The 19,966-nt window shown below is 71.9% G+C and carries 23 protein-coding genes, 1 rRNA gene and 1 other RNA gene; 4 read left to right on the top strand and 21 right to left on the bottom strand.

The features are described from left to right. The first annotated feature begins 64 nt into the window (after nt 1-64). The gene (locus HGAM_RS21005; protein WP_019145908.1) at nt 65-1,132 is read left to right on the top strand and encodes a methyl-accepting chemotaxis protein; all 1,068 of its coding nucleotides are present in this window, start codon (nt 65-67) and stop codon (nt 1,130-1,132) included. A 3-nt stretch (nt 1,133-1,135) separates the two neighbouring features. On the opposite strand, the gene HGAM_RS12840 is transcribed toward HGAM_RS21005, so the two are convergent. Together HGAM_RS12840 and HGAM_RS12835 are read right to left on the bottom strand one after the other, a co-directional pair. Next, nucleotides 1,136-2,017 carry an aldo/keto reductase gene (locus HGAM_RS12840; protein WP_019145907.1) on the bottom strand — a complete coding sequence of 294 codons (882 nt, stop codon included), beginning with the start codon at nt 2,015-2,017 and terminating at the stop codon, nt 1,136-1,138. Nucleotides 2,018-2,117: 100 nt separating this feature from the next. Further along, nucleotides 2,118-3,563 (bottom strand): MFS transporter, encoded by a 1,446-nt coding sequence (locus HGAM_RS12835; protein WP_020692192.1) that lies wholly within the window; start codon nt 3,561-3,563, stop codon nt 2,118-2,120. A 95-nt stretch (nt 3,564-3,658) separates the two neighbouring features. On the opposite strand from HGAM_RS12835, the gene HGAM_RS12830 reads away from it, so the two are divergent. Then, nucleotides 3,659-4,375, top strand: a complete 717-nt coding sequence (locus HGAM_RS12830) for a TetR/AcrR family transcriptional regulator (protein WP_019145905.1) — start codon at nt 3,659-3,661, stop codon at nt 4,373-4,375. Nucleotides 4,376-4,427: 52 nt separating this feature from the next. On the opposite strand, the gene ssrA is transcribed toward HGAM_RS12830, so the two are convergent. The 7 genes from ssrA to prfB all read right to left on the bottom strand — a co-directional run bounded on the left by ssrA (nt 4,428) and on the right by prfB (nt 10,528). Next, nucleotides 4,428-4,797: a transfer-messenger RNA gene (gene ssrA, locus HGAM_RS20150) on the bottom strand. 69 nt (nt 4,798-4,866) lie between these two features. Next, nucleotides 4,867-5,754 (bottom strand): amidohydrolase family protein, encoded by an 888-nt coding sequence (locus HGAM_RS12825; protein WP_019145904.1) that lies wholly within the window; start codon nt 5,752-5,754, stop codon nt 4,867-4,869. Then, entirely contained in the window at nt 5,751-6,227 is a 477-nt protein-coding gene (smpB, locus tag HGAM_RS12820) for an SsrA-binding protein SmpB (RefSeq protein WP_019145903.1), read from the bottom strand. Before smpB ends, HGAM_RS12825 begins: the two co-directional genes overlap by 4 nt. A gap of 36 nt (nt 6,228-6,263) precedes the next feature. Next, nucleotides 6,264-7,568 (bottom strand): M23 family metallopeptidase, encoded by a 1,305-nt coding sequence (locus tag HGAM_RS19265; protein WP_019145902.1) that lies wholly within the window; start codon nt 7,566-7,568, stop codon nt 6,264-6,266. Between the two features lie 154 nt (nt 7,569-7,722). Continuing rightward, nucleotides 7,723-8,643 (bottom strand): permease-like cell division protein FtsX, encoded by a 921-nt coding sequence (gene ftsX, locus HGAM_RS12810; RefSeq protein ID WP_019145901.1) that lies wholly within the window; start codon nt 8,641-8,643, stop codon nt 7,723-7,725. Nucleotides 8,644-8,647: 4 nt separating this feature from the next. Continuing rightward, nucleotides 8,648-9,337, bottom strand: coding sequence for a cell division ATP-binding protein FtsE (gene ftsE / locus HGAM_RS12805; protein WP_019145900.1), 690 nt, complete (start codon nt 9,335-9,337; stop codon nt 8,648-8,650). A gap of 78 nt (nt 9,338-9,415) precedes the next feature. Beyond that, complete coding sequence (gene prfB / locus HGAM_RS12800; RefSeq protein WP_038951809.1) at nt 9,416-10,528, bottom strand: peptide chain release factor 2; 1,113 nt, start codon at nt 10,526-10,528, stop codon at nt 9,416-9,418. Between the two features lie 75 nt (nt 10,529-10,603). On the opposite strand from prfB, the gene HGAM_RS12795 reads away from it, so the two are divergent. Further along, a complete protein-coding gene (locus tag HGAM_RS12795) occupies nt 10,604-11,257 on the top strand; it encodes a YdeI/OmpD-associated family protein (protein WP_019145898.1) in 654 nt (217 codons plus the stop codon). Here HGAM_RS12795 and HGAM_RS12790 read toward each other — a convergent pair. From HGAM_RS12790 to HGAM_RS12780, 3 genes are read right to left on the bottom strand one after another with little or no spacing between them, the layout of a single operon-like run. Then, complete coding sequence (locus HGAM_RS12790) at nt 11,254-11,514, bottom strand: hypothetical protein (RefSeq protein ID WP_019145897.1); 261 nt, start codon at nt 11,512-11,514, stop codon at nt 11,254-11,256. The genes HGAM_RS12795 and HGAM_RS12790 overlap by 4 nt on opposite strands. 47 nt (nt 11,515-11,561) lie before the next feature. Further along, nucleotides 11,562-12,287 carry a hypothetical protein gene (locus tag HGAM_RS12785; protein ID WP_019145896.1) on the bottom strand — a complete coding sequence of 242 codons (726 nt, stop codon included), beginning with the start codon at nt 12,285-12,287 and terminating at the stop codon, nt 11,562-11,564. A gap of 38 nt (nt 12,288-12,325) precedes the next feature. Next, nucleotides 12,326-13,081: a hypothetical protein gene (locus tag HGAM_RS12780; protein WP_019145895.1), complete on the bottom strand. Its 756-nt coding sequence runs from the start codon at nt 13,079-13,081 to the stop codon at nt 12,326-12,328. A gap of 106 nt (nt 13,082-13,187) precedes the next feature. Here HGAM_RS12780 and HGAM_RS12775 point away from each other — a divergent pair, with 106 nt between their 5' ends. Next, nucleotides 13,188-14,006 carry a maleylpyruvate isomerase family mycothiol-dependent enzyme gene (locus HGAM_RS12775; RefSeq protein WP_019145894.1) on the top strand — a complete coding sequence of 273 codons (819 nt, stop codon included), beginning with the start codon at nt 13,188-13,190 and terminating at the stop codon, nt 14,004-14,006. A 17-nt stretch (nt 14,007-14,023) separates the two neighbouring features. Here the strand turns inward: HGAM_RS12775 and HGAM_RS12770 are convergent, their stop codons facing one another. The 9 genes from HGAM_RS12770 to rrf all read right to left on the bottom strand — a co-directional run bounded on the left by HGAM_RS12770 (nt 14,024) and on the right by rrf (nt 19,922). Next, nucleotides 14,024-15,073 carry an NAD(P)-dependent alcohol dehydrogenase gene (locus HGAM_RS12770; protein ID WP_019145893.1) on the bottom strand — a complete coding sequence of 350 codons (1,050 nt, stop codon included), beginning with the start codon at nt 15,071-15,073 and terminating at the stop codon, nt 14,024-14,026. A gap of 85 nt (nt 15,074-15,158) precedes the next feature. Further along, complete coding sequence (locus tag HGAM_RS19260; RefSeq protein WP_019145892.1) at nt 15,159-15,563, bottom strand: pilus assembly protein TadG-related protein; 405 nt, start codon at nt 15,561-15,563, stop codon at nt 15,159-15,161. Further along, on the bottom strand, nt 15,560-15,994 hold the full coding sequence (locus tag HGAM_RS12760; protein ID WP_019145891.1) for a hypothetical protein: 435 nt from the start codon (nt 15,992-15,994) through the stop codon (nt 15,560-15,562). The genes HGAM_RS19260 and HGAM_RS12760 overlap by 4 nt, the downstream gene beginning before the upstream one ends. Next, nucleotides 15,991-16,344 carry a TadE/TadG family type IV pilus assembly protein gene (locus tag HGAM_RS12755; protein ID WP_019145890.1) on the bottom strand — a complete coding sequence of 118 codons (354 nt, stop codon included), beginning with the start codon at nt 16,342-16,344 and terminating at the stop codon, nt 15,991-15,993. Before HGAM_RS12755 ends, HGAM_RS12760 begins: the two co-directional genes overlap by 4 nt. Nucleotides 16,345-16,378: 34 nt before the next feature. Next, entirely contained in the window at nt 16,379-16,549 is a 171-nt protein-coding gene (locus tag HGAM_RS20660; protein WP_019145889.1) for a hypothetical protein, read from the bottom strand. Between the two features lie 20 nt (nt 16,550-16,569). Continuing rightward, on the bottom strand, nt 16,570-17,490 hold the full coding sequence (locus tag HGAM_RS12745) for a type II secretion system F family protein (protein WP_019145888.1): 921 nt from the start codon (nt 17,488-17,490) through the stop codon (nt 16,570-16,572). Next, nucleotides 17,487-18,338: a type II secretion system F family protein gene (locus tag HGAM_RS12740; protein ID WP_020692186.1), complete on the bottom strand. Its 852-nt coding sequence runs from the start codon at nt 18,336-18,338 to the stop codon at nt 17,487-17,489. Before HGAM_RS12740 ends, HGAM_RS12745 begins: the two co-directional genes overlap by 4 nt. Further along, the gene (locus tag HGAM_RS12735) at nt 18,323-19,567 is read right to left on the bottom strand and encodes a TadA family conjugal transfer-associated ATPase (protein WP_019145886.1); all 1,245 of its coding nucleotides are present in this window, start codon (nt 19,565-19,567) and stop codon (nt 18,323-18,325) included. The genes HGAM_RS12740 and HGAM_RS12735 overlap by 16 nt, the downstream gene beginning before the upstream one ends. Nucleotides 19,568-19,805: 238 nt before the next feature. Beyond that, nucleotides 19,806-19,922 (bottom strand): 5S ribosomal RNA (gene rrf, locus HGAM_RS12730). Between the last annotated feature and the right edge of the window lie 44 nt (nt 19,923-19,966).

The following is a 19,966-nucleotide window of genomic DNA, read 5'->3' as shown; positions in this document are numbered from 1 at the left end:
CGCCGTCGGCCGATGCCGTCGGCGACCAGCACGCCGGACGTGGCGCGCGGCCGAGAGGAGAGCCATGCCCGAGCGCGTCGTCCGGATCGCCGACGAGGTGTCCACGCTGACCCGTGAGCGCGTCCAGCGCATCGCCGGCGTCGCCCGCGCCACGAAGATCCTGGCGGTCAACGCGGCGATCGAGGCGGCCAACGCGGGGCCGTCCGGGGCCGGCTTCGGCGTGGTGGCCAAGGAGGTCGCGGGCGTGGCCGACACGGTGGGCGCCCTCTCCGCCGAGCTCGACGAGCAGCTCGCGCCGCTGCTCGACCAGCTGTCCACGCTCGGCACCTCGCTCGTGGAGCAGGTGCGCGGCGCCCGGCTGACCGACCTGGCGCTCAACGCCGTCGAGCTGATCGATCGCAACCTCTACGAGCGGTCGTGCGACGTCCGCTGGTGGGCCACCGACCCCGCCGTCGTGGACGCGTGCGCCGTGACGGACGACCTCCATGCCGCGGCGGACGTCCGGGCCCGCGCCGCCGCGACCGCGTCCGGCCGCCTGTCGGTGATCCTGTCGTCGTACACCGTCTACCTCGACCTCTGGGTCGCCGACGTCCACGGACGCGTCGTGGCCCAGGGACGTCCCGAGCGGTTCGGCACCGTGCTGGGCTCGGACGTCTCGAGCGCGTCCTGGTTCCGCAAGGCCCTGACCACCGCGACCGGGTCGGAGTACGCCGTCGACGACGTCAGCACCAACCCGGAGCTCGGCGGGGCGACGGTGGCCACCTACGCGACCGCTGTGCGCGCCGGCGGGGCCGAGCACGGCGAGCCGATCGGTGTGCTGGGCGTCTTCTTCGACTTCGCTCCGCAGGCCCACGCCATCGTCACCGGGGTGCGGCTGTCCCCGGAGGACCGCTCCCGCACCCGCGTCCTGCTGGTCGACGCCGGGCACCGGGTCCTGGCCGCGTCCGACGGCGCGGGGGTCCTGGCCGAACGCATCGACCTGGCCGTCACCGGCGGCGAGGCGGCCGGCTCGTTCACCCGGCCGAACGGCGACGTCGTGGGGTATGCCCGCACCCCCGGGTACGAGACCTACGAGGGGCTGGGCTGGTTCGGCGTCCTGGTCCAGCGTCCGCCGACCGACGACGCACGCTGAGCCTCAGTCGCCGGAAGCGGTGAGCTCGGCGACCTGCTCGGGCGTCAGCTCCAGGTGCACGGCCTTGGCCGAGTCGACGATGCTCTGAGGCCGGGACGCGCCGGGGATCGGGACGACCGTGGGCGACAGCGCGAGCTCCCAGGCCAGCGTCACCTGGTAGGGGCTCACGCCGTGCTCCTCGGCGACGCGGCCGAACGCGGCGTGGCGCTCGGAGAGCTCGGCCGCCTGCTTCATGCCGCCGAGCGGGCTCCAGGGCAGGAAGGCCAGGCCCAGCTCGGCGCACAGCTCGAGCTCGGGCAGGCTCGACCGGAAGGCCGGCGAGAACTGGTTCTGCACCGCCACGAGCCCGTCACCCAGCACCCGGTGGGCCAGCTGGATCTGCTCGGGGTCGGCGTTCGAGATGCCCGCCGCCCGGATGACGCCCTCCTCCAGCAGCTCGGCGAACGCGCCCAGCGTCTCCTCGTACGGGACCTCCGGATCGGGCCGGTGGTACTGGTACAGGTCGATGGCGTCCACCCCGAGCCGCTCGGCGGACGCCTTCGCGGCCGCCTTGATGTGCTCGGGACGTCCGTCAAGCGTCCACGTGCCGTCCGGCTGGCGCAGGTGACCGCCCTTCGTGGCCACGAGGACGTCGCTCGTGTCGCCGCCCCACGAGCGCAGCGCCTCGGCGATCAACGTCTCGTTGTGCCCGGTCTCGTCGTGCCCGACCGCCTCGGCACCCTGGTGGTACGCGTCGGCGGTGTCGATGAGCGTCACCCCGGCGTCCAGCGCGGCGTGGATGGTCGCGATCGACCGCTCGCGGTCGGGGCGCCCCTCGACCGACATGGGCATGCCACCCAGTCCGATCGCGCTGACCTGCCTGTCGCCGATGCGTCGCTGCTGCATGGAGGCTCCTCCCTCGTCGGTGCTCGGCCGGGAGACCACCCGGCCTGCTCGACGCTAGCCGTTCCGGGCCCGGCCGCGACCCGAGCGCCGGACGACCCGGTCAGTGCTCCTCGGTGCGGCGCGAGTCGGTCAACCGGCTCGAGCCGTACCCGGCCACGAGACCCACCAGGACGGCGGCGAGCACGAACGCGACCTGCTCGCCTCGGACGAACGCATCGACCGTCGCCGCGGTCCACGACCCCGCGGGCGTCGAGCCGACCGCAGCCGCCAGCGCCGTGCCGACCAGCGCGGCGCCGACGCTGGTGCCGACCTCCTGCGCGGTGTCGTTCAGTGCCGTGCCCACGCTCGTCCGGTTCTCCGGCATCGCGTCGACGAGCGCGATCGCGCAGACCGTCATGATGACCCGCATCCCGGCGATGAGGACGACCATCGCGGCCATGATCGGCACGTACCCGTGCGGGATGGCGAGGGCCAGGCCCAGCATCGCCACCGTCATGACCCCGGACGCGAGCAGGCAGCCGACCCGGTGCCCGAGCCGTCCGGCGGCGAGCTCGGCCAGAGGGGTGGCGGCGAGCATGGTGGCCACGACCGGCAGGATCGCGAAGCCGGCCCGGACCGGGCTCCACCCGTACGCGTCCTGGAAGTGCAGCGTCAGGGCGAACATCGAGACCATCATCGCCACGCTGCTGCCGAGCTGGGCCAGCACGGCGCCGCGCAGCGCGGGAGTGCGCAGGAGCGCCAGGTCGAGCATCGGGAACACCGCGCGCCGTTCCCGGACGACGAAGAGACCGGCCGCGGCGACCGCGCCCAGGCCCGTCGCCAGCGTGACCGGCGAGGTCCAGCCCCGCTCGACGCCCGACGTCAGGACGTACGCGCCGAGCCCCAGCGCGGCCATCGTCAGCACCGCGGCGGGGACGTCCAGCGGCGCGCCGTGCAGGTCCTCGGAGCGGTCGGCGGCGATGCCGACCCGCACCCCGATCCAGGCCACGAGCGCGATGGGCACGTTGACCAGCAGCAGCCAGTGCCAGCTCAGGTGGGTCAGGGCGGTGCCGGCCAGGATCGGTCCCAGCGCGAACCCGGTCATGCCGACGACGACCATGACCGAGATCGCGCGCATGCGCAGGGCCTCGGAGTCGAACAGGCGGAAGACCAGGGACATCGTCACCGGAGCCATCGCGGCCGCGGCGACGCCGAGGGCGGCCCGCAGCGCGATGAGCTGGCCGGCGCTCTCCACGACGATGGCGAACGCGCTGACGACGCCGAACGCCGCGATGCCGGTGAGCAGGACGCGCCGCCGCCCGAAGCGGTCGGCGATCGTCCCGGCCGTGAGCAGCAGCCCGCCGAAGGTCAGGGCGTACACGCCGGTCACCCACTGCAGGGCCAGCGGGCCCGCGTCGAGGTCCCGGGCGATGGTCGGCAGGGCGATGGTCAGGACGGTGTTGTCGACCATCTCGACGAAGAAGGCGAGGGCCAGGGCCGTGAGCGGCAGCCAGGCCTGACGCAGGGTGGTCGGCCCGGTGCGGGCCTGGAGGGTGGGAGCGGACATGACGTCCTCCAATCTCGAACAGCGTTCGGTTATCGAACGCAGTTCGATGATAGAACGATGTTCGGTCGTCGGCAAGACCGTGCTTGAATGACCCCATGCCGACGCCCGACTCGTCCCCCACCAGCCGCGCCGCCGGCTCGCGCCGGCGGGCGCAGCACTCGCTCGACGGCGTCGTGCATGGTGCCATCGCCCTGCTGGACGAGGCCGGACCCGACGCGCTGACCTTCCGCGCCCTGGCTGCTCGGCTCGGCGGCGGGGTCGGCAGCATCTACTGGTACGTCAGCAGCAAGGACGAGCTGGTGGGCCGGGCGGCCGACCACGTCCTCGGCGAGGTCTCGGCGGCCACCACGCTGCGCGACGACGCCGACCCCATCGACAACATCCGCACCCTGGCCATGGCCGTCTACACCGCCATCGCGCAGCGACGCTGGCTCGGCACGCACCTCATGCAGGACTTCGGGTTCCAGCCGCACGGCATGGCGCTGTACGACCGCATCGGGCGTCAGCTGCAGCGCCTCCCGCTCAGCACCCGGCAGCGGTTCCACGCGGTGTCCGCGGTGATCGGCTACGTCGTCGGCGTCTCGGCCGAGCTCGACAACGGGCCCGCGACCCTCGAGGAGATGCCCGAGGACGAGCGCGAGGCGTTCCTGGCCCGGCTCCGTGACACGTGGCGGGCGGTCGACCCCCAGACCCATCCGTTCCTGGCCGAGGTCACCGAGGAGTTCGAGCAGCACCGCGACGAGGAGCTGTTCGCCGCGGGCCTCGACCTCCTGCTCGCCGGCCTGCGCCTCCAGGCGTCCGCGGCCGAGTAGGACGTCCGGAAACGACGAAGGGCCACCTCGCGGACGAGGTGGCCCTTCTGGCGCGTGGAGCTGCCGGGAATCGAACCCGGGTCCTCTGACGCAGGATCAGGACTTCTCCGGGTGCAGTCCGTCTGTCGCTTTTCTCAGCCCCGGCGCTCGGACGAACGCGTCACCGACAGGCTCAGCCACGAAGAAGTCCCGGTCACGCCCCGTGGCACGGCGTGACCAGCAAGTCCCCTAGATGAGACGGATGATCTGGATCGGGAACACTCCAGGTCCGCCCTTCACCAGTCGCTGTCAGGCAGCGAGGGCGAAGTCAGTGCGCTTGTTCTCGGCACTTGTGAGTTTCCATGGATCGTTAAAGAGATGACCATGGGTCCTCTACCCGCTTCTCCTGAACCGTACGACCAAAGTCGAAACCGTTCAGCCCCTTGTGGTGTTGTCAATGCCGGTCGCCCGGCTGTCCTACTGTACCGGTTCCAACAGCGTCCGGCTCCCACTCATTCCCCGGCCGGGCCCTCGAGCCCGAACAACCGGGCCCCGTTGTGCCACAGCACGTCGCGCAGCCAGTCGCGTCCGAGGTCGAGCCCGACGAGCGACTCCACCTGGTGGGCGTACGGGTAGGGGATGTTCGGGAAGTCCGTGCCGAGCAGGATCCGGTCCTGCAGCTCGACCACCTTGGGCAGCAGCGTCGGGTCGTGCGGGGTGCCGAAGAAGTCGACCCACACCATCGTGGTGTCGAGGTGGACGTTCGGGTGGTCCGCGGCCATCGCCAGGAACTCGTGCGACTCGGGCATGCCAAGGTGCGCGATCACCAGCGTCAGGTCCGGGTAGCGGCGCAGCACGTCCGCGACCTGCTGCGGGCCGGTGTGCTCGCCGGGCATCGGGCCGGACCCGGCGTGGAGCACGACCGGGGTGCCGGACGCCTGCAGGGTCTCCCACACCGGGTCGAGCAGCGGGTCGCGCGGGTCGAACTCGCCCACCTGCACATGGGCCTTGAACACCTCGACACCGTCCTCGACCAGCCGCGGCACGTACTCGGCGGCCGACGGCTCGGGGAAGAACGTGCCCGACCACAGGCAGTCGGGCTTGTCGGCGGCGAAGTCGCGGCCCCAGTCGTTCATGAACTCCGCGACGCCCGGCTTGTGCGCGTACGACAGCGCCGAGAACCGCGAGACGCCCAGCGCCCGCAGCTGCGCGACGCGCTCGTCGTCGGTACCGCGGTAGGTGATCGGCCACGGCCGGCCCAGCTTGGGACCGGCGGCGTCGAAGTAGGCCCAGACCGCCTGCAGGATCCTCGGCGGCATGAAGTGCACGTGGACGTCGAACAGTCCCGGCAGGCCGAGGTCGTGGACGAGTCCGGGGACGTCCTCGTCGCGCAGGGTCACAGGCCCTTGAGCCGGCGTCCGACCTCGCGCTCGGCGTCGCGGGTGGCCTGACGCTCGGCGATCGCGTGCCGCTTGTCGTAGGACTTCTTGCCGCGGGCCAGGGCCAGCTCGACCTTGGCGCGGCCGTCCTTGAAGTACAGCGCGAGCGGGATGAGCGACATGCCCTTGGTCTCGACGCGCTGCTCGAGCTTGGCGATCTCGCGCTTGTGCAGCAGCAGCTTGCGCCGGCGACGGGTCTCGTGGTTGGTCCACGTGCCGTTCAGGTACTGCGGGATGTGCACCTGCAGCAGCCACGCCTCGCCGTGGTTGTCGATCTCGGCGAAGCCGTCGACGAGCGAGGCCCGTCCCTCGCGCAAGGACTTCACCTCGGTGCCCATGAGGACGAGGCCCGCCTCGACCGTGTCCTCGATGAGGTAGTCGTGACGCGCCTTCTTGTTCTGGGCGATCATCTTCTGACCGATCTCCTTGGGCACGGGACCAGTCTAGTCACCCCGGCGCGACGGCCGCCGCTACAGCCAGTTCATCGGGTTGGTCGTCGAGCCGTTCACGAGCACCATGAAGTGCAGGTGGCAGCCGGTCGAGTACCCGGTGGAGCCGACGTAGCCGATGACGTCGCCGCGGCTCACGCGCTGTCCGGACGAGCGGCGGTACGCCGACAGGTGGTTGTAGGTCGTGATGACGCTCTTGCCGCGCATGACCCCGTGGTTGATGATCACGCGGTTGCCGTAGCCGGCGTTGTAGTACTGCTCGATGATGCGCCCGGACGCCGCGGCGCGGATCGGCGTGCCGCAGCCGACGCCGAAGTCGGTGCCGTCGTGCAGCTTGTAGATGCCGGTGACGGGGTGCAGGCGCATGCCGTAGCGGCTGGTGATCGGACCGCTGACCGGGTGCATGAGGCTGGTCGAGCCGCTGTCGCTGGAGTCGCCGCTGTCGCCGTTGCCGCCCTTGTTGGCGGCGGCGCGACGGCGCGCCTCGGCCAGCTCGCGCCGGACGATGGCCTGGAGCCGGGCCTGGACGCGCGAGCGCTCGGCCTCGAGCGCCGCGACCTTGGCGGCGTCGGCGGCCTGGATCTTGGCGGCGGCCTTGCGGGCCACCTCGCGCTCGCTGACCAGGCTGGCCACCTTGGTCGCCTGCACCTCGGCGTCGGCCTCGAGCTCGCGCATGCGGACGAGGTTGGCCGCGGCCTGCTCACGCTGCTTCTTGACCTGGTCGCGCAGCTTCTCGACCGCGTCGCGCTCGATCTGCAGCATCACCTTGCGGGCGTCCAGGCGCTGCAGCTCGGCTGCCTGGGCGTCGGCGATGGAGCTGTTGATGCTCATCTGCTCGGAGAACTCCGAGGTGCTCTTGCCCTGCAGCAGACCGCTCACCGCGCGCAGGCTCGGGTCACCCTGCTGCAGCGTCTCGATCGCGAACTGCTGGATGCCGACCTCGGCCTTGGCCAGCTCCTTCTCGGACTTCTCCAGGCTGCGCTCGGCGGCCTCGAGACGGGCCTGGGTCTGCTCGAGCTTGCGCTGCATCTCGGCGTCACGGCGCTGCGCCTCGGCGAGCTGGGCCCGGGTCTCGCTCAGCCGGGCCTGCGCCTTGTCGAGCACGGCCTGCGCGGCCTTCAGCTTCTTGGCCGCAGCGGCGTAGGCCTTCGACGACTCGTCGTAGCTCTGCTGGGCGTCCTCGATCTTGCCGTTGACCTCGCGCTTGCGCTCCTTGAGGTCGGACTTGTCGTCGGCGACGGACGGTGCCATCGCACCGATGCCCAGCGCGAGCGCCAGGAGTGCCGAGACGGCGGCACGCCGACGCCCGACTGCGAGCTTGACCATGTACCCACCTCAGGGGGAAGGGACCGCGAACGGCCGTCTGGGGCGCACGTGACTGCTGTGACCGAACCGACCATAACGCAAAAGTCTCAACTACTGCTTCATGCATCGGCCGCGCGTCGCCGAACCTGAGCCTGCGACGCAGATCGGGCGGACGTCAGACGTCGAGGTACTTGCGCGTCATCACGAGCGTCGGGACGAGCGCCAGCACGAGCGCGAGGACGACCGTCCAGCCCATCACGACCGCCGACTCCGACCAGCTCACCCACGTGGTGATCGTGCCGAGGTTGTCGCGCAGGTAGCCGTAGACCACGAACTTCATGAACGCGGCCAGGCCGGCGCAGGCCAGCGCCGCCGACGCGAGCGCGGCGACCAGCGACTCCAGCAGGAACGGCAGCTGGATGTGCCAGCTGGACGCACCCACCAGGCGCATGATGCCGATCTCGCGGCGCCGGGCGTAGGCGGTCATCCGGATGGTGTTCGAGACCTGCAGCACGGCGGCGACGATCAGCACGAGCGACGTGCCGAGGGCGGCCCAGCGCATCTTGTCGAGCAGCTCGAACAGCGGGCCGAGCAGCTGCTTGAGCGAGCTGACGCTGTCGACGCCCTTCATGCCCGAGAGCTCGCTCTGCAGGCCGTCGGAGTCGTCGCGGTCGACGAGCGTGACGTTGTAGGACTGCGGGAACGCCTCGACCGTCAGCGAGTCGAGCGTCTTGCGGCCCGTCGCGTTCTGGTTGTAGACGGCCTTCGCCTTCTCGAAGTTCTGCTCAGGCGTGCGGATCTCGAAGGTCTTGACCTCGGGGTTCTGGTCGAGCACGGCCTCGACGGCCTCGCGGTCGGCGTCGGAGGCGGCGCCGTCGACGCAGTTCGCGCTCGGCGAGAGCTCGGTGCACAGGTTGACCTGCACCTGCAGGCGGTCGCCGTAGTAGCGCTCGGTGCGGTCGGCCTGGGACTGCATGAGCAGGCCGAGGGCGGCCAGCAGCAGCGAGACGGTCATGGTGACGACGAGCGAGATCGTCATGGACTTGTTGCGCGAGAGGCTGACACCCAGGTCGGACAGGGCGGTGCGGACACTCATCGGATCACCCCTGGTAGCCGTAGTTGCCGCGGGACTCGTCGCGGACGACCTGCCCGTTCTCGAGCTGGATGACCCGCTTGCGCATCTGGTCGACGATCGAGGAGTCGTGGGTGGCCATGACGACCGTGGTGCCGGCGCGGTTGATCCGGTCCAGCAGCTTCATGATGCCGACGGACGTCGCGGGGTCGAGGTTGCCGGTCGGCTCGTCGGCGATGAGGATCATCGGCCGGTTGACGAACGCGCGGGCGATCGCGACGCGCTGCTGCTCGCCGCCGGACAGCTCGTCGGGGAACCGGTGGCCCTTGTTCTCCAGGCCGACCAGCTCGAGCGTCTCGGGCACGACCGCGTTGATCTCCGAGCGCGGCTTGCCGATCACGCGCAGCGCGAACGCCACGTTGTCGTGCACCGTCTTGTTCGGCAGCAGGCGGAAGTCCTGGAACACCGTGCCCACCTGGCGGCGCAGCTTGGGCACCTTCCAGCTCGACAGCTTGTTGATCTCCTTGCCCGCGACGAAGACGCGTCCGCGCGAGGGGCGAGCCTCACGCAGGACCAGACGCAGGAAGCTGGACTTGCCCGAGCCGGAAGCACCGACGAGGAAGACGAACTCGTCCTTCGCGACCTCGAGGTCGACGGAGTCGAGGGCCGGCCGCTTCTGCCCGGGGTAGGTCAAGGAGACCTTGTCGAAGCGAATCACTCGGTCGAGTGTATGGACCCGGCCGAGGGCTTCAAGGCAGGCTCGCCGGACCCGGGCGGACTCAGGCGGCGGCCGGGCTCAGGCGGCGGCCGACGAGCTGCGACGCCAGCGGATGCCGGCCTCGATGAAGTCGTCGATCTCGCCGTCGAGCACGGCCTGCGTGTTGCCGGTCTCATGCTCGGTGCGCAGGTCCTTGACCAGCTGGTACGGGTTGAGCACGTAGTTGCGCATCTGGTCGCCCCAGGACGCCTGCACGTCGCCGCGCAGCTCGTCGAGCTGGGCCCGCTCCTCGGCCTTCTTCAGAGCGAGCAGCTTGGCCTTGAGGATGACCATGGCCGAGGCCTTGTTCTGCAGCTGGCTCTTCTCGTTCTGGCAGCTGACGACCGTGCCGGTCGGGATGTGGGTCAGGCGCACGGCCGAGTCGGTCGTGTTGACGCTCTGGCCACCCGGGCCGGACGAGCGGTAGACGTCCACGCGGATCTCGTCCTCGGGGATGTCGACCTCGTCGGTCTGCTCGAGCACCGGCACGACCTCGACCGCCGCGAAGGACGTCTGGCGCCGGCCCTGGTTGTCGAACGGCGAGATGCGCACGAGGCGGTGGGTGCCGGACTCGACCGACAGGGTGCCGTACGCGTAGGGCGCCTTGACCGCGAAGGTGACCGACTTGATGCCGGCGCCCTCGGCGTAGGAGGTGTCGTAGACCTCCAGCGGGTACTTGTGACGCTCGGCCCAGCGCTGGTACATGCGCTGCAGCATCTCGGTGAAGTCGGTGGCGTCGTCACCGCCGGCGCCCGAGCGGATCGTGACGATGGCCTCGCGCTCGTCGTACTCGCCCGACAGCAGCGTGCGGACCTCGAGGGCCTCGACCGCCTTGTGCAGGCGGGTGATCTCCGCCTCGGCCTCGGCGAGCGAGTCGGGGTCGCCCTCGTCCTGGGCCAGCTCGACGAGCACCCCGACGTCGTCGATGCGCTGGCGCAGGCCCGAGACACGCTCGACCTCGGCCTGCAGCACCGAGAGGCGTCCGGTCACGCGCTGGGCGTTGGCCTGGTCGTCCCACAGGTCGGGCGCGCCGACCTGCTCCTGGAGCTCGTCGATCTCGGCCTGGATCTTGGGAAGGTCCAGCACCTTCTCGATCGACGTCATCGTCTGGTCGAGGGCCTTGAGCTGCTCACCGAAATCCACTGTCGCCACGGTCCGAGGCTACAGCCTGGGGCGTCGGCGCTCACGGTCGCGCCGCCTGTCCCCCGTCGGTGGCAGGCTGGCGCCATGAGCATCGGCACCCCAGGCGGCACCGACGAGCGTCCGTGCGTGTTCTTCCGCGACGCCGCCGAGTTCCGCGCCTGGCTCGAGGCGAACCACGGCACCGCCACCGAGCTGTGGATGGGCCTGCGCAAGAAGCACGTCCCCGACCGCGGGCTCACCTGGGAGGACGCCGTGCCCGAGGCACTGTGCTTCGGCTGGATCGACAGCGTCGCCCAGCGCATCGACGACGACGTCCGCCGCCAGCGCTGGACCCCGCGCAAGAGCGCCAGTACCTGGAGCGCGGTCAACGTGGCCCACGTCGAGCGGCTCGTGGCCGAGGGACGCATGACGCCGGCCGGGCTCGCCGCGTTCGAGCGGCGCTCGGCCGATCGCACCGGCGTCTACTCGCACGAGAACGACGACGAGCTTCCCGCCGAGATGCTGGCCCGGCTCCAGGCCGACCCGGTCGCCTCGGCCTGGTGGCACGGGGCCACGGCGACGTACCGCAAGGTGTGCGCGCACTGGGTGGTCTCGGCCAAGCGCGAGGCGACGCGCGAGAGCCGGTTCGAGACGCTGCTCGACGACAGCCGGCACGGCCGGCTGGTCCCGTTCCAGCGCTACGGCGAGGAGCCGCGCTGGTGCGCCCGCCTGCGCGAGCAGCTGGGGCTGCCCGGCTAGGCGTCGTCGCGTGCCCGCTGCACGGCCCACACGGCCAGGGCAGCGGCGAGCAGGCCGAGACCCAGCCACGTCGCGGCGGCGATCGTGTCACCGGCGGTCAGCAGACGCGCCGTGGGCGTGTCGGCGAAGGCGTCCAGCGGCAGCAGCGAGAGCACGCGGCCGGACGAGGTGAACAGCACGAGCAGCAGCACGTTGCGCAGCAGGCCGCCGGAGCGGCTGCCGGGCCGCTCGGCGCGGTCCTCGCGGGGCTCGTCCATGACTCCCATGGTCCCGCACCCGCCCGCGTCGCCCGGACGCAGGTCCGTCACTGCGGGGAGGTGATGGTGATCTTCTCGCCGAGGTCGTACATCTCGGCGACGCTCTGGGCCGCCGAGCCGTCCACGGTGGCGTCGAGCTCGACCTTGACCGGACTGAGCGTGCGGTCGAGCCAGACCACGTGCCGCGTCACGCGCGTGGTCTCGCCGGCCGCGTAGGGCGCGGAGACGCTGACCGGCCAGGCGTCCTCGACCGTGCCGCCCTGGCGCAGCTCGATCGTCCGCGGGCGCCCGACCCGCCAGGTGCCCGAGTCGGCCATCGAGTCGGTCCGCACCACGAAGTCGCCGGTGAGCCCGGCGGCGAGCTGCGCGGCGAGCTGCTGGTCCTTCTCGCCGTCGGGGTCGCTCTCGACCCAGCCGCCCTCGACGCGCAGCCAGGCCTGGTCACCGATGACCACGAAGTCCTGCGATCCGCCGGACTCGTAGCCCTTCGGGTCACCGAGGCTGTAGGTCACGTTCACGACGCCACCGTCCTGCCCGGCCGACAGCGTCTGCCGCCCGGTCACGTGGGCCTCGAGCGACTCGTCGACGCAGGTGGCCAGGTCGGCGCCCTTCACCCGGGCGCCCGCCTCGACGCCGAGACCGGTGCACGACGCGGGCTGCGCGTAGGCACCGTCACGCTGGGCGGTGAGCGTGACCGGCTCGTCGTCCTCGCCGCCCGTGCACCCGGCGAGGGTCAGCAGGGCGAGAGCCAGGACGGCGGCGGTACGGCGCATGCTCGCACCCTAGCCGCGCCGACCGCGGGCGCTGCCGGTCACTGCGGCGGGGTGATCTTCTGCGCCTCGCCGAGCTGGCTGAAGTAGCGGGTGACCGTCGTCGTGGTGCCGTCCGCGGTGATGGTGGCCTTCATGCCGGCCGGGGCGAGCGTGTCGTCGTCCAGCCACAGCACGGCGTCCCGCACCTGCGAGCCGTCCGCGGTGAACGGGGCGGACTCCAGGGCCCAGACCGTGACCGTGGTGCCGTCCGGCTGGTCGAGCTTGTCGGTGCGGCGTCCGACCGTCCACTGCTTCGAGCCGCCGACCAGGTCGACGACGGTGCTCGGGTCGGCGACCGGGGCGACGAGGCCGCCGATGTCGGCCGCGAGCACCTCGTTCTCGTCCCCGGACGGGTCCGACTTCGCCCAGGCGTCGCCGAGGTCGACCCACGTGGTCGGCGGCACGACGACGAGGCCGACCGGGCCGTCGGAGCTCTGCACCTCGCCGGCGTAGGAGACCTCGTCGGCCCAGGTGAAGCGGATGGTGGCGCTGACGTCCTCGCCGACGACCTGCTCGACGCCCGAGCCGGCCTGCTTCAGCGCGTCGTCCAGGCACGTGCCGAGGCCCCGACCCGGGACGCGCGCGCCCGCGTCGAGCCCGAGCTCGGCGCAGCTGGCCGGGACGTCGGACGACGTGGACGGGGTGGCGCTCGAGGACGGCGTCGCCGACGGCGAGGCGGACGGGCTAGACGTGGTCGGCGTGGCCTTCGGCTCGTCGTCACCACCCGAGCAGGCGGTGAGCAGCAGCACGGACATCAACACGGCGCCTGTGGCGCGAACCCCCAGCATGCTGATGACCCTAGCCAGGTCGGACGCGGCTCTCATCCCGGACGCGGACCTCGCCTCCCCTACGGTGACGCCCATGACGGACACCTCTCCCCTGCAGCACGAGATCGACGTCTGGTGGCAGGCGGTGAACGCCTTCGCCGACGTGCTCGACGGCCTGTCGGACGACGAGTGGCACCTCGCCACCGACCTGCCCGGCTGGGACGTGCACGCCGTGGCCGCACACACCGCGCACCTGGAGCACCTCACCGCGGGCGGCCGGCACGAGGACGTGACCTTCGAGCGTCCCGGCCACGTGCGCAGCGACATGGGCATGTTCACCGAGGCCGGCGTGCTGGCGCGTACCGACCGCACCGGCGCCGAGCTGGTCGACGAGATCCGCACGAGCGCGGCGAAGCGTCGCGAGCACCTGGCCGCCGAGCCGCCGATGGATCCGGACGCCCCGGCGATCGGGCTGTTCGGCGCGATCGGCTGGTCGACCCGCACGCTGCTGCGCAACCGGCCGCTGGACGTGTGGATGCACGAGCAGGACGTCCGTCGGGCTGTCGGGCGTCCCGGCGGCCTGGACTCCCCCGCCGCTGCCCACGTCGTCGACTACCTGACCGAGAGCCTCGGCTACGTGCTCGCGAAGCGGCTCAAGGAGGCGCCCGGCACGTCGGTCGCGCTGCAGGTCGAGGGGCACGAGCCGGTGACCGTCGCGGTGCGTGACGACGGACGCGGCGCGGTGACGCCCGGCGCGTCCGACCACGCGGGCGCGGCGCTCGTGCTCGACCGCGAGGCGTTCATCCTCGCGGCCGGCGGACGGCGTCCGGTCGGGCTCGACGCCGCCCGCACGGTGGAGGGCGACGAGGAGCTCGCCGGACGCCTGCTCGCCGGCATGGGCGTGACGCCCTAGCCGCCGAGCGTCGCTCGTCAGGCGCCGTGCGGCGCGACCACGGCACGGCCGGCGAGCTCGCCGGCCTCGAGCTTGCGGTACGCCTCGAGCGCGTCGTCGATCGAGAAGATCTCGACCTCGGGCGTGATCTGGCCGGCCCGGTACAGGTCGACGACCTCGTGGAGCTCCTCGATCGTGCCCCAGTAGGTGCTGGTGAGCTCGACCTCGTAGGGGGCGCCGTAGAAGTTCCACGCGAAGGTGCCGTTGCCGATGCCGACGACCGTCACGCGGCCGCGCAGCGCGACGACCGACATGGCGAGCGCGATGGTGGGGTCGACGCCGACGAAGTCGAAGACGGCGTCGACCCCCTTGCCGCCGGTGGCCTCGCGGATGCGGTCGGCCTGGCCCTCCCCACCGGCGACGGTGACGGCGCCGTTGGCGGCGGCGCGCTGCATGGCGTCCTCGCGGGTGTCGGTGGCGATGACCGTGGCGCCGGTGAGCGCAGTGAGGATCTGCACGGCGATCTGGCCGAGCCCGCCCAGGCCGATGACGAGGGCGTGCTTGCCGCCTCCGGCCAGCGTGGGCAGGGCGAGCTTGATCGCGTGGTAGGGCGTGAGGCCGGCGTCCGAGAGCGGCGCGGCGGCGACCGGGTCGGCGTCACCGAGCGGGACGAGGTTGCGAGCCGGCACGGCGACGTACTCGGCCATGCCACCGTCGCGGCCGAGGCCGGTGGCCAGGTACGGCATGGTGGCGGCGTTCTCGCAGTAGGTGTCCTGCCCGCGCGAGCAGGCGCGGCAGTGGCCGCAGCCGGTGGGGCCGTAGACGAGGTAGGCGTCGCCGACCTCGATGCCGGTGACGCCCTCGCCGACCTCTTCCACCCAGCCGGAGCTCTCGTGGCCGAGGACGAACGACGGCTTCAGCTGGGCGGGGCCGAAGTCGGCGTCGAAGTCGCGGAACACCGCGACGTCGGAGTGGCAGGCCCCGGCACCAGCGACCTTGAGCAGCACCTCACCGGGACCGGGAGTGGGCTTGTCGATCTCGCGCAGGCGCGGGAACGTCTTGTACGCGTCGAACACGACGGCTTTCATGGTGACCTCTCTTCCACGGCCCGGACTGGGTCGTACACGATTTACGCTACAACTGTCGGACTACGGCGCCGGGTCGGCCCCGGTCTCAGTCGAGACGCAACGACGCGTGCGCGTCGGCACGGACGGTCGCGACCCGCGGCATCCCCGGGACGGTGAACGCGAGCGGCTCGGGCCGGGTGAGCCGCACCTGGACGCCGTCCTCGGTGGTCACCACCTCCATACCCGTCACCCCCTGGCCCGACACGTGCTCGGCGACCAGCCGACGCGCCTGCACCGGGTCGAGCGGCGCGTCCTGCCCGAGTCCCTGGGTGTAGACCGTCTGCTCGCGCAACCCGTCGGCCGCGGCGAGAGCGGCACCGTCGGCGAGGTGGCCGAGGTCCTGGCGGGCCAGGTAGGCGTCGGTGGCGTTGACCACGACGACGCTCAGGAGCGCGACCACGAGGAAGAACCCGACGATCATGACGCTCGCGTACCCGTCGTCGCGCCTCATCGCGGCGCCTCCGCGCGGTACGAGCCGTAGGGCTCGGTGTGCGCGCTGTCGACGGCGACCGACGCGATCGGCCCGCCGAGCACGTCCGGCACGAACGGGAGCCGTTGCGAGCCGGACACCGTGACCCGCACCGAGGAGCCGGGCTTGAGACAGTCGGCCGGGCTCGGACGGCACACGACGTCCACCCGCGCCCCCATCACGCCGCGCCCCTCCAGGGTGGCCACCGCGGCGAGGCGTGCCCGGGCCTGCGCCGTGGCGACGTCGGGCGCGCGGACGTACGCCTTCGCCGCCGCGGCGCTCGCGGCGGACGTCGCGTAGGCGGCGCGCTGCACCTCCAGCACCGAGAGCAGCAGGTAGACCAGCGGCACGACGAGCAGCAGCACCAGCCAGACCATCTCGATGGTCGCGCTGCCCCGCTCGCCACGGCTCACGGCTCGACCTCCGCGAGCGCGCGTCCCTCGACCTCCACGGCGACGCCCGGCCCCCACAGCCCGAGCGGCGGCACCGACGCCCGGGCACGCACGACCGTGCCCGGCAGGCCACCGATGCTGGTGCGGGACGCGGTGACGTCCCGGGCGAAACGGTCGGCGATCGAGGTGCGGATCATCTGACGTGCGCGCTCGCTGCCGTCACCGGGCGTCGCCCCCAGGCCGGCGGAGACCCGGGCGCCCTCCGTCGCGGCGGCCTCCAGGGTGTTGCGCACGTGCAGCACGAGCGCGACCTGCATGACGCCCAGGACCAGCGGCACCAGGACGAGCATGACGAGCACGAAGTCGACCACGGCCGAACCGCGCTCGTCCCGGGCCCGGCGCACGTCACCCGCCGACGGACGACAGCGCCGTGGTGAGCATGTTGCGCAGCTGCGGGCCCGCGATGGCGGTCAGCGCGGCGACCAGACCGGCGGTCATCACGGTGACCATCACCCAGCCCGGCACGTCGCCTCGTTCGTCACGCCGGCGCCACGGCCGGCTCAGCAGTCGGTTCATCAGTTCCCCCTTGCGGTTGGTCAGGTCCCGGACGTGAGGCTCAGCCCGATGAGGCCCGGGTAGAAGGCGAAGACGACGGTGACCGGCAGGATCAGGAAGACGACCGGCAGCATCATGGCCACCTCGCGCCGCCCACCGAGCTCCATGAGCTCGCGCCGGCCCGACTCGCGGACGTCGGCCGCCTGAGCGTGCAGCACGTCCACGAGCGGCGTGCCGCGATCGACCGCGACGGCCAGGCCCTCGGCGAAGCGAGCCAACGACGCCAGCCCGGTGCGAGCCGCCAGCTCGTCGAGCGCCCGCGTCATGGTCGTCCCGGTGCGGATGTCGGCCAGCACGCGGGCCAGCTCCCGCGAGAGCTCGCCGTGGCTGACCTTGACGACGCGCTCGAGCCCCGCGGTGGGCCCCTCGCCCGCGGCCACCGCGAGGGCGAGCAGGTCGGCGACTGTCGGGAGCTCCTCGCGCATGCGCTGCTCGCGTCGGTTCACCTGGGCGGTCAGGGCGTTGTCGCGCGCGAGCACGCCGACGGTGGCACCCACCAGACACAGCACCAGGAGGGCCGGTGACGGTGCCCCGGCGCCGACGAGCCACCACAACGAGACGCTCGCGCAGAGCGCGAAGCCGGCCACGCCCCACAGCACCTGCTGCACCCGGAAGCCGGCAACCGTCTGGCCACTGCCCAGGCGGGCCAGCCGCTGCTCGACGCTCGACGTCCCGCCGAGCAGCCGGCCGAGCCGATCGCCGGCCCAGGCGAGCGCCGGCGCGAGCAGCCCGCCCCAGGTCCCGCGTCGGCCGACGGTGTACGCGTCCGGCCGGACGTCGCGCACGTACGGCGCGACGCGGTCGTAGAGAGCCGGACGGCGTCCGCCGGCCCACGTCGTGGCGAGAAGCAGCACGCCGCAGGCGAGGGCCGCGCCCAGCGCGCCACCGAGCAGCGGGGTCATGCCAGGATCCTCCGCTCGACCGGGAGCCGTCCGATGAGCAGCATGAGCCGGTAGGCCACCAGGCACGCGATCGCACCGACGCCCAGGACCAAGGGACCCGCACCGTCAGCGAAACGAGCGACGACGTCGCGCTGGAAGCTCATCAGCAGCAGGACGATCCACGGTGCTGCGACGGCGAGCTTTGCGCCGGTCACGGTCCAGGACTGTCGCGACTCCAGCTCACGGCGGGTGCGCAGATCCTCGCGCAGGAAGCCCGAGAGCGAGCGGAGCATCCGTCCGAGGTCGCCGCCGCCGACGTCCCGCGCGATCCGGAGCGCCTCCACGACGCGGTCGCCGACCGGGTCCGCCAGGCGGTCCTTGAGCCGGTCGAGGCTGTCGTGGAAACGTCCGGTCGCCTGGTAGTCGCGCCCGAAGGCGACGAACGGCTCGCGCAGACCCTCGGGCCCTCGCTCCCCCAGCTGCTGCAGCGCCTCGGGGAGGGATAGTCCCGCCCGCACGGCGGACGCGAGATTGTCGACAGCGTCGGGCCACAGGGCGGCCAGCTCGCGGGTGCGTCGCGCCGCCCGGGCTCGCAGCACGCCGACGGGGAGCACCGCGGCCATGACCGCCAGGGCGAGCCCGACGACCGCGACACCGGAGATGCCGGCCACCACCAGGAAGACCAGCACGAACGTGCCTCCGCACAGCCCGACCAGGCTCCGCAGACGGACGTCCGGGATGCCGGCGCGCACCAGGAGAGAGGTGCGCGGTCGTTCCGTGCGCGCGGCCGGTCGCCAGGACGGGTCGACCCACGTCCACCAGACAAGGGCGAGACCGGTACCCAGCGCGAGTCCTACGAGGCTGCCCATGCGTCCGTCCCCAGCAGCTCGTCGAGGTCGATGCCGACCTGGGCGAAGGCGTCGCGCCGGGCCGGCACCCCACCGGCTCGCTCGAGGTGGGCACCGCGACGAACGAACACCGGCTCGGTCTCGATGGTGTCGTTCTCGACCCGCCCGGTGACGGCCACGATCTCGCGGACCCCACGGCGCCCGTCGTGGTCCAGGCCGGTGTGCACCACCAGGTCGACCGAGCTGGCGACCGTGGGCACGACGAACCGGCTGCCGATGTTCTCGCCGGCCAGCAGCGGCAGCGTGCACAGCTTGACCAGCGCCTGGCGGGCCGAGCTCGCGTGGATCGAGGCCATGCCGGGGAGGCCGGCGTTGAGAGCGAGCAGCAGGTCCAGGCACTCGGCGGAACGCACCTCGCCGATGATCAGTCGGCTCGGGCGCATGCGCAGGGCCTCCTTCACCAGGTCGCGCAGCGTCACCTCGCCCGTGCCCTCGAGCCCGGCCTGGCGGGTCTGCAGGCTGACCCAGTCGGGCACCCGGCACTGCAGCTCGTAGACCTCCTCGACCGAGATGAGTCGCTGACTGCCGGGGATGGACGACGCCAGGCAGTTCAGCAGGGTGGTCTTGCCGGCCTGCGTGCCGCCGGACACCACGATGTTGAGGCCGGCCCGCACGCTCGCCCCGAGGAAGTCCGCTGCGTGCTGGTCGAGGGTGCCGAGAGAGACGAGGTCGTCGAGCGTGTGAGCGGCCGCCACGAACTTGCGGATGTTCACGGCGGCGAACCCGCGACTGATGCCCTCGAGGACGACGTGGAGCCGGTGTCCGCCCGGGAGCATCGCGTCGACGAACGGCGTGGACAGGTCAAGGCGCCGCCCGGACGTCGACAGCATCCGCTCGACCAGCTCACGGACCTGCTCGGTCGTCAGCATGATGCTCGTCAGCTCGTGCTTGCCGCCTCGCGCGACGAACACGCGAGCCGGGTCGTTGATCCAGATCTCCTCGACCGACGGGTCGTCCAGCAGCGGCTGCAACGGGCCCAGACCACTGACGTCCGCCACGAGCCGCTCGACCTCGAGCTCGGGCTCCGCGAGCGCCGAGACCGAGCCGGTCAGGCTGCGCTGCTCGTGCTCACGCACCACCTCGCGAGCGATGCGCTGCACCTCGTGGGACTCGGCGACCGGATCGATGCGCTGTGCGCGCACGGCGAGGCGCACCTTGTCGACCAACGCCGCGGACGCCCGCTCAGCCATGTCATGCCTTCCCCCGAACGGCACCTGTCCTCAGATGGTCACCGGAACGCCAGTCGAGAGGCAACCCCTCGGCTGCGATCTGTGGATGTCGTGGGACGTACGTCTGGCCGAACGACGAGGAGGGGCCCGTCCTGATCGCTCAGGATGGGCCCCTCCTCGAGGCCTGGACCTCGAGAGGTCCAGAAATGGCTGCGAGGCCGTCCCCCTGGTGTGGGGGCGGCCTCGCGCTCTAAAGGTTGTCCGGCGACGTCCTACTCTCCCACCCCCTCCCGGGGGCAGTACCATCGGCGCTGAGAGGCTTAACTTCCGGGTTCGGAATGTTACCGGGTGTTTCCCTCTCGCCATGGTCGCCGAAACTCTATGGAGATATCAAAACCAGTCACCATCCCACACACAGGG

The sequence above is a fragment of the Aeromicrobium massiliense JC14 genome (assembly GCF_000312105.1).
Classification (GTDB): domain Bacteria; phylum Actinomycetota; class Actinomycetes; order Propionibacteriales; family Nocardioidaceae; genus Aeromicrobium; species Aeromicrobium massiliense.
Note: the sequence above shows the minus strand (reverse complement) of the source record. Positions and strands in the feature narration are given on the sequence as shown.

Bases quoted from the DNA above. Each gene is read 5' to 3' on its own strand.
- HGAM_RS12745 (WP_019145888.1), bottom strand. From the start codon at position 17,490: ATGACCCCGCTGCTCGGTGGCGCGCTGGGCGCGGCCCTCGCCTGCGGC.
- HGAM_RS12835 (WP_020692192.1), bottom strand. From the start codon at position 3,563: ATGTCCGCTCCCACCCTCCAGGCCCGCACCGGGCCGACCACCCTGCGT.
- HGAM_RS12740 (WP_020692186.1), bottom strand. From the start codon at position 18,338: ATGGGCAGCCTCGTAGGACTCGCGCTGGGTACCGGTCTCGCCCTTGTC.
- HGAM_RS19260 (WP_019145892.1), bottom strand. From the start codon at position 15,563: ATGAGGCGCGACGACGGGTACGCGAGCGTCATGATCGTCGGGTTCTTC.
- HGAM_RS12780 (WP_019145895.1), bottom strand. From the start codon at position 13,081: ATGTCCGTGCTGCTGCTCACCGCCTGCTCGGGTGGTGACGACGAGCCG.
- HGAM_RS20660 (WP_019145889.1), bottom strand. From the start codon at position 16,549: ATGAACCGACTGCTGAGCCGGCCGTGGCGCCGGCGTGACGAACGAGGC.
- HGAM_RS12775 (WP_019145894.1), top strand. From the start codon at position 13,188: ATGACGGACACCTCTCCCCTGCAGCACGAGATCGACGTCTGGTGGCAG.
- HGAM_RS12770 (WP_019145893.1), bottom strand. From the start codon at position 15,073: ATGAAAGCCGTCGTGTTCGACGCGTACAAGACGTTCCCGCGCCTGCGC.
- HGAM_RS12790 (WP_019145897.1), bottom strand. From the start codon at position 11,514: ATGGACGAGCCCCGCGAGGACCGCGCCGAGCGGCCCGGCAGCCGCTCC.
- HGAM_RS12840 (WP_019145907.1), bottom strand. From the start codon at position 2,017: ATGCAGCAGCGACGCATCGGCGACAGGCAGGTCAGCGCGATCGGACTG.
- ftsX (WP_019145901.1), bottom strand. From the start codon at position 8,643: ATGAGTGTCCGCACCGCCCTGTCCGACCTGGGTGTCAGCCTCTCGCGC.
- HGAM_RS12795 (WP_019145898.1), top strand. From the start codon at position 10,604: ATGAGCATCGGCACCCCAGGCGGCACCGACGAGCGTCCGTGCGTGTTC.
- HGAM_RS21005 (WP_019145908.1), top strand. From the start codon at position 65: ATGCCCGAGCGCGTCGTCCGGATCGCCGACGAGGTGTCCACGCTGACC.
- HGAM_RS12785 (WP_019145896.1), bottom strand. From the start codon at position 12,287: ATGCGCCGTACCGCCGCCGTCCTGGCTCTCGCCCTGCTGACCCTCGCC.
- HGAM_RS12735 (WP_019145886.1), bottom strand. From the start codon at position 19,567: ATGGCTGAGCGGGCGTCCGCGGCGTTGGTCGACAAGGTGCGCCTCGCC.
- HGAM_RS19265 (WP_019145902.1), bottom strand. From the start codon at position 7,568: ATGGTCAAGCTCGCAGTCGGGCGTCGGCGTGCCGCCGTCTCGGCACTC.
- HGAM_RS12830 (WP_019145905.1), top strand. From the start codon at position 3,659: ATGCCGACGCCCGACTCGTCCCCCACCAGCCGCGCCGCCGGCTCGCGC.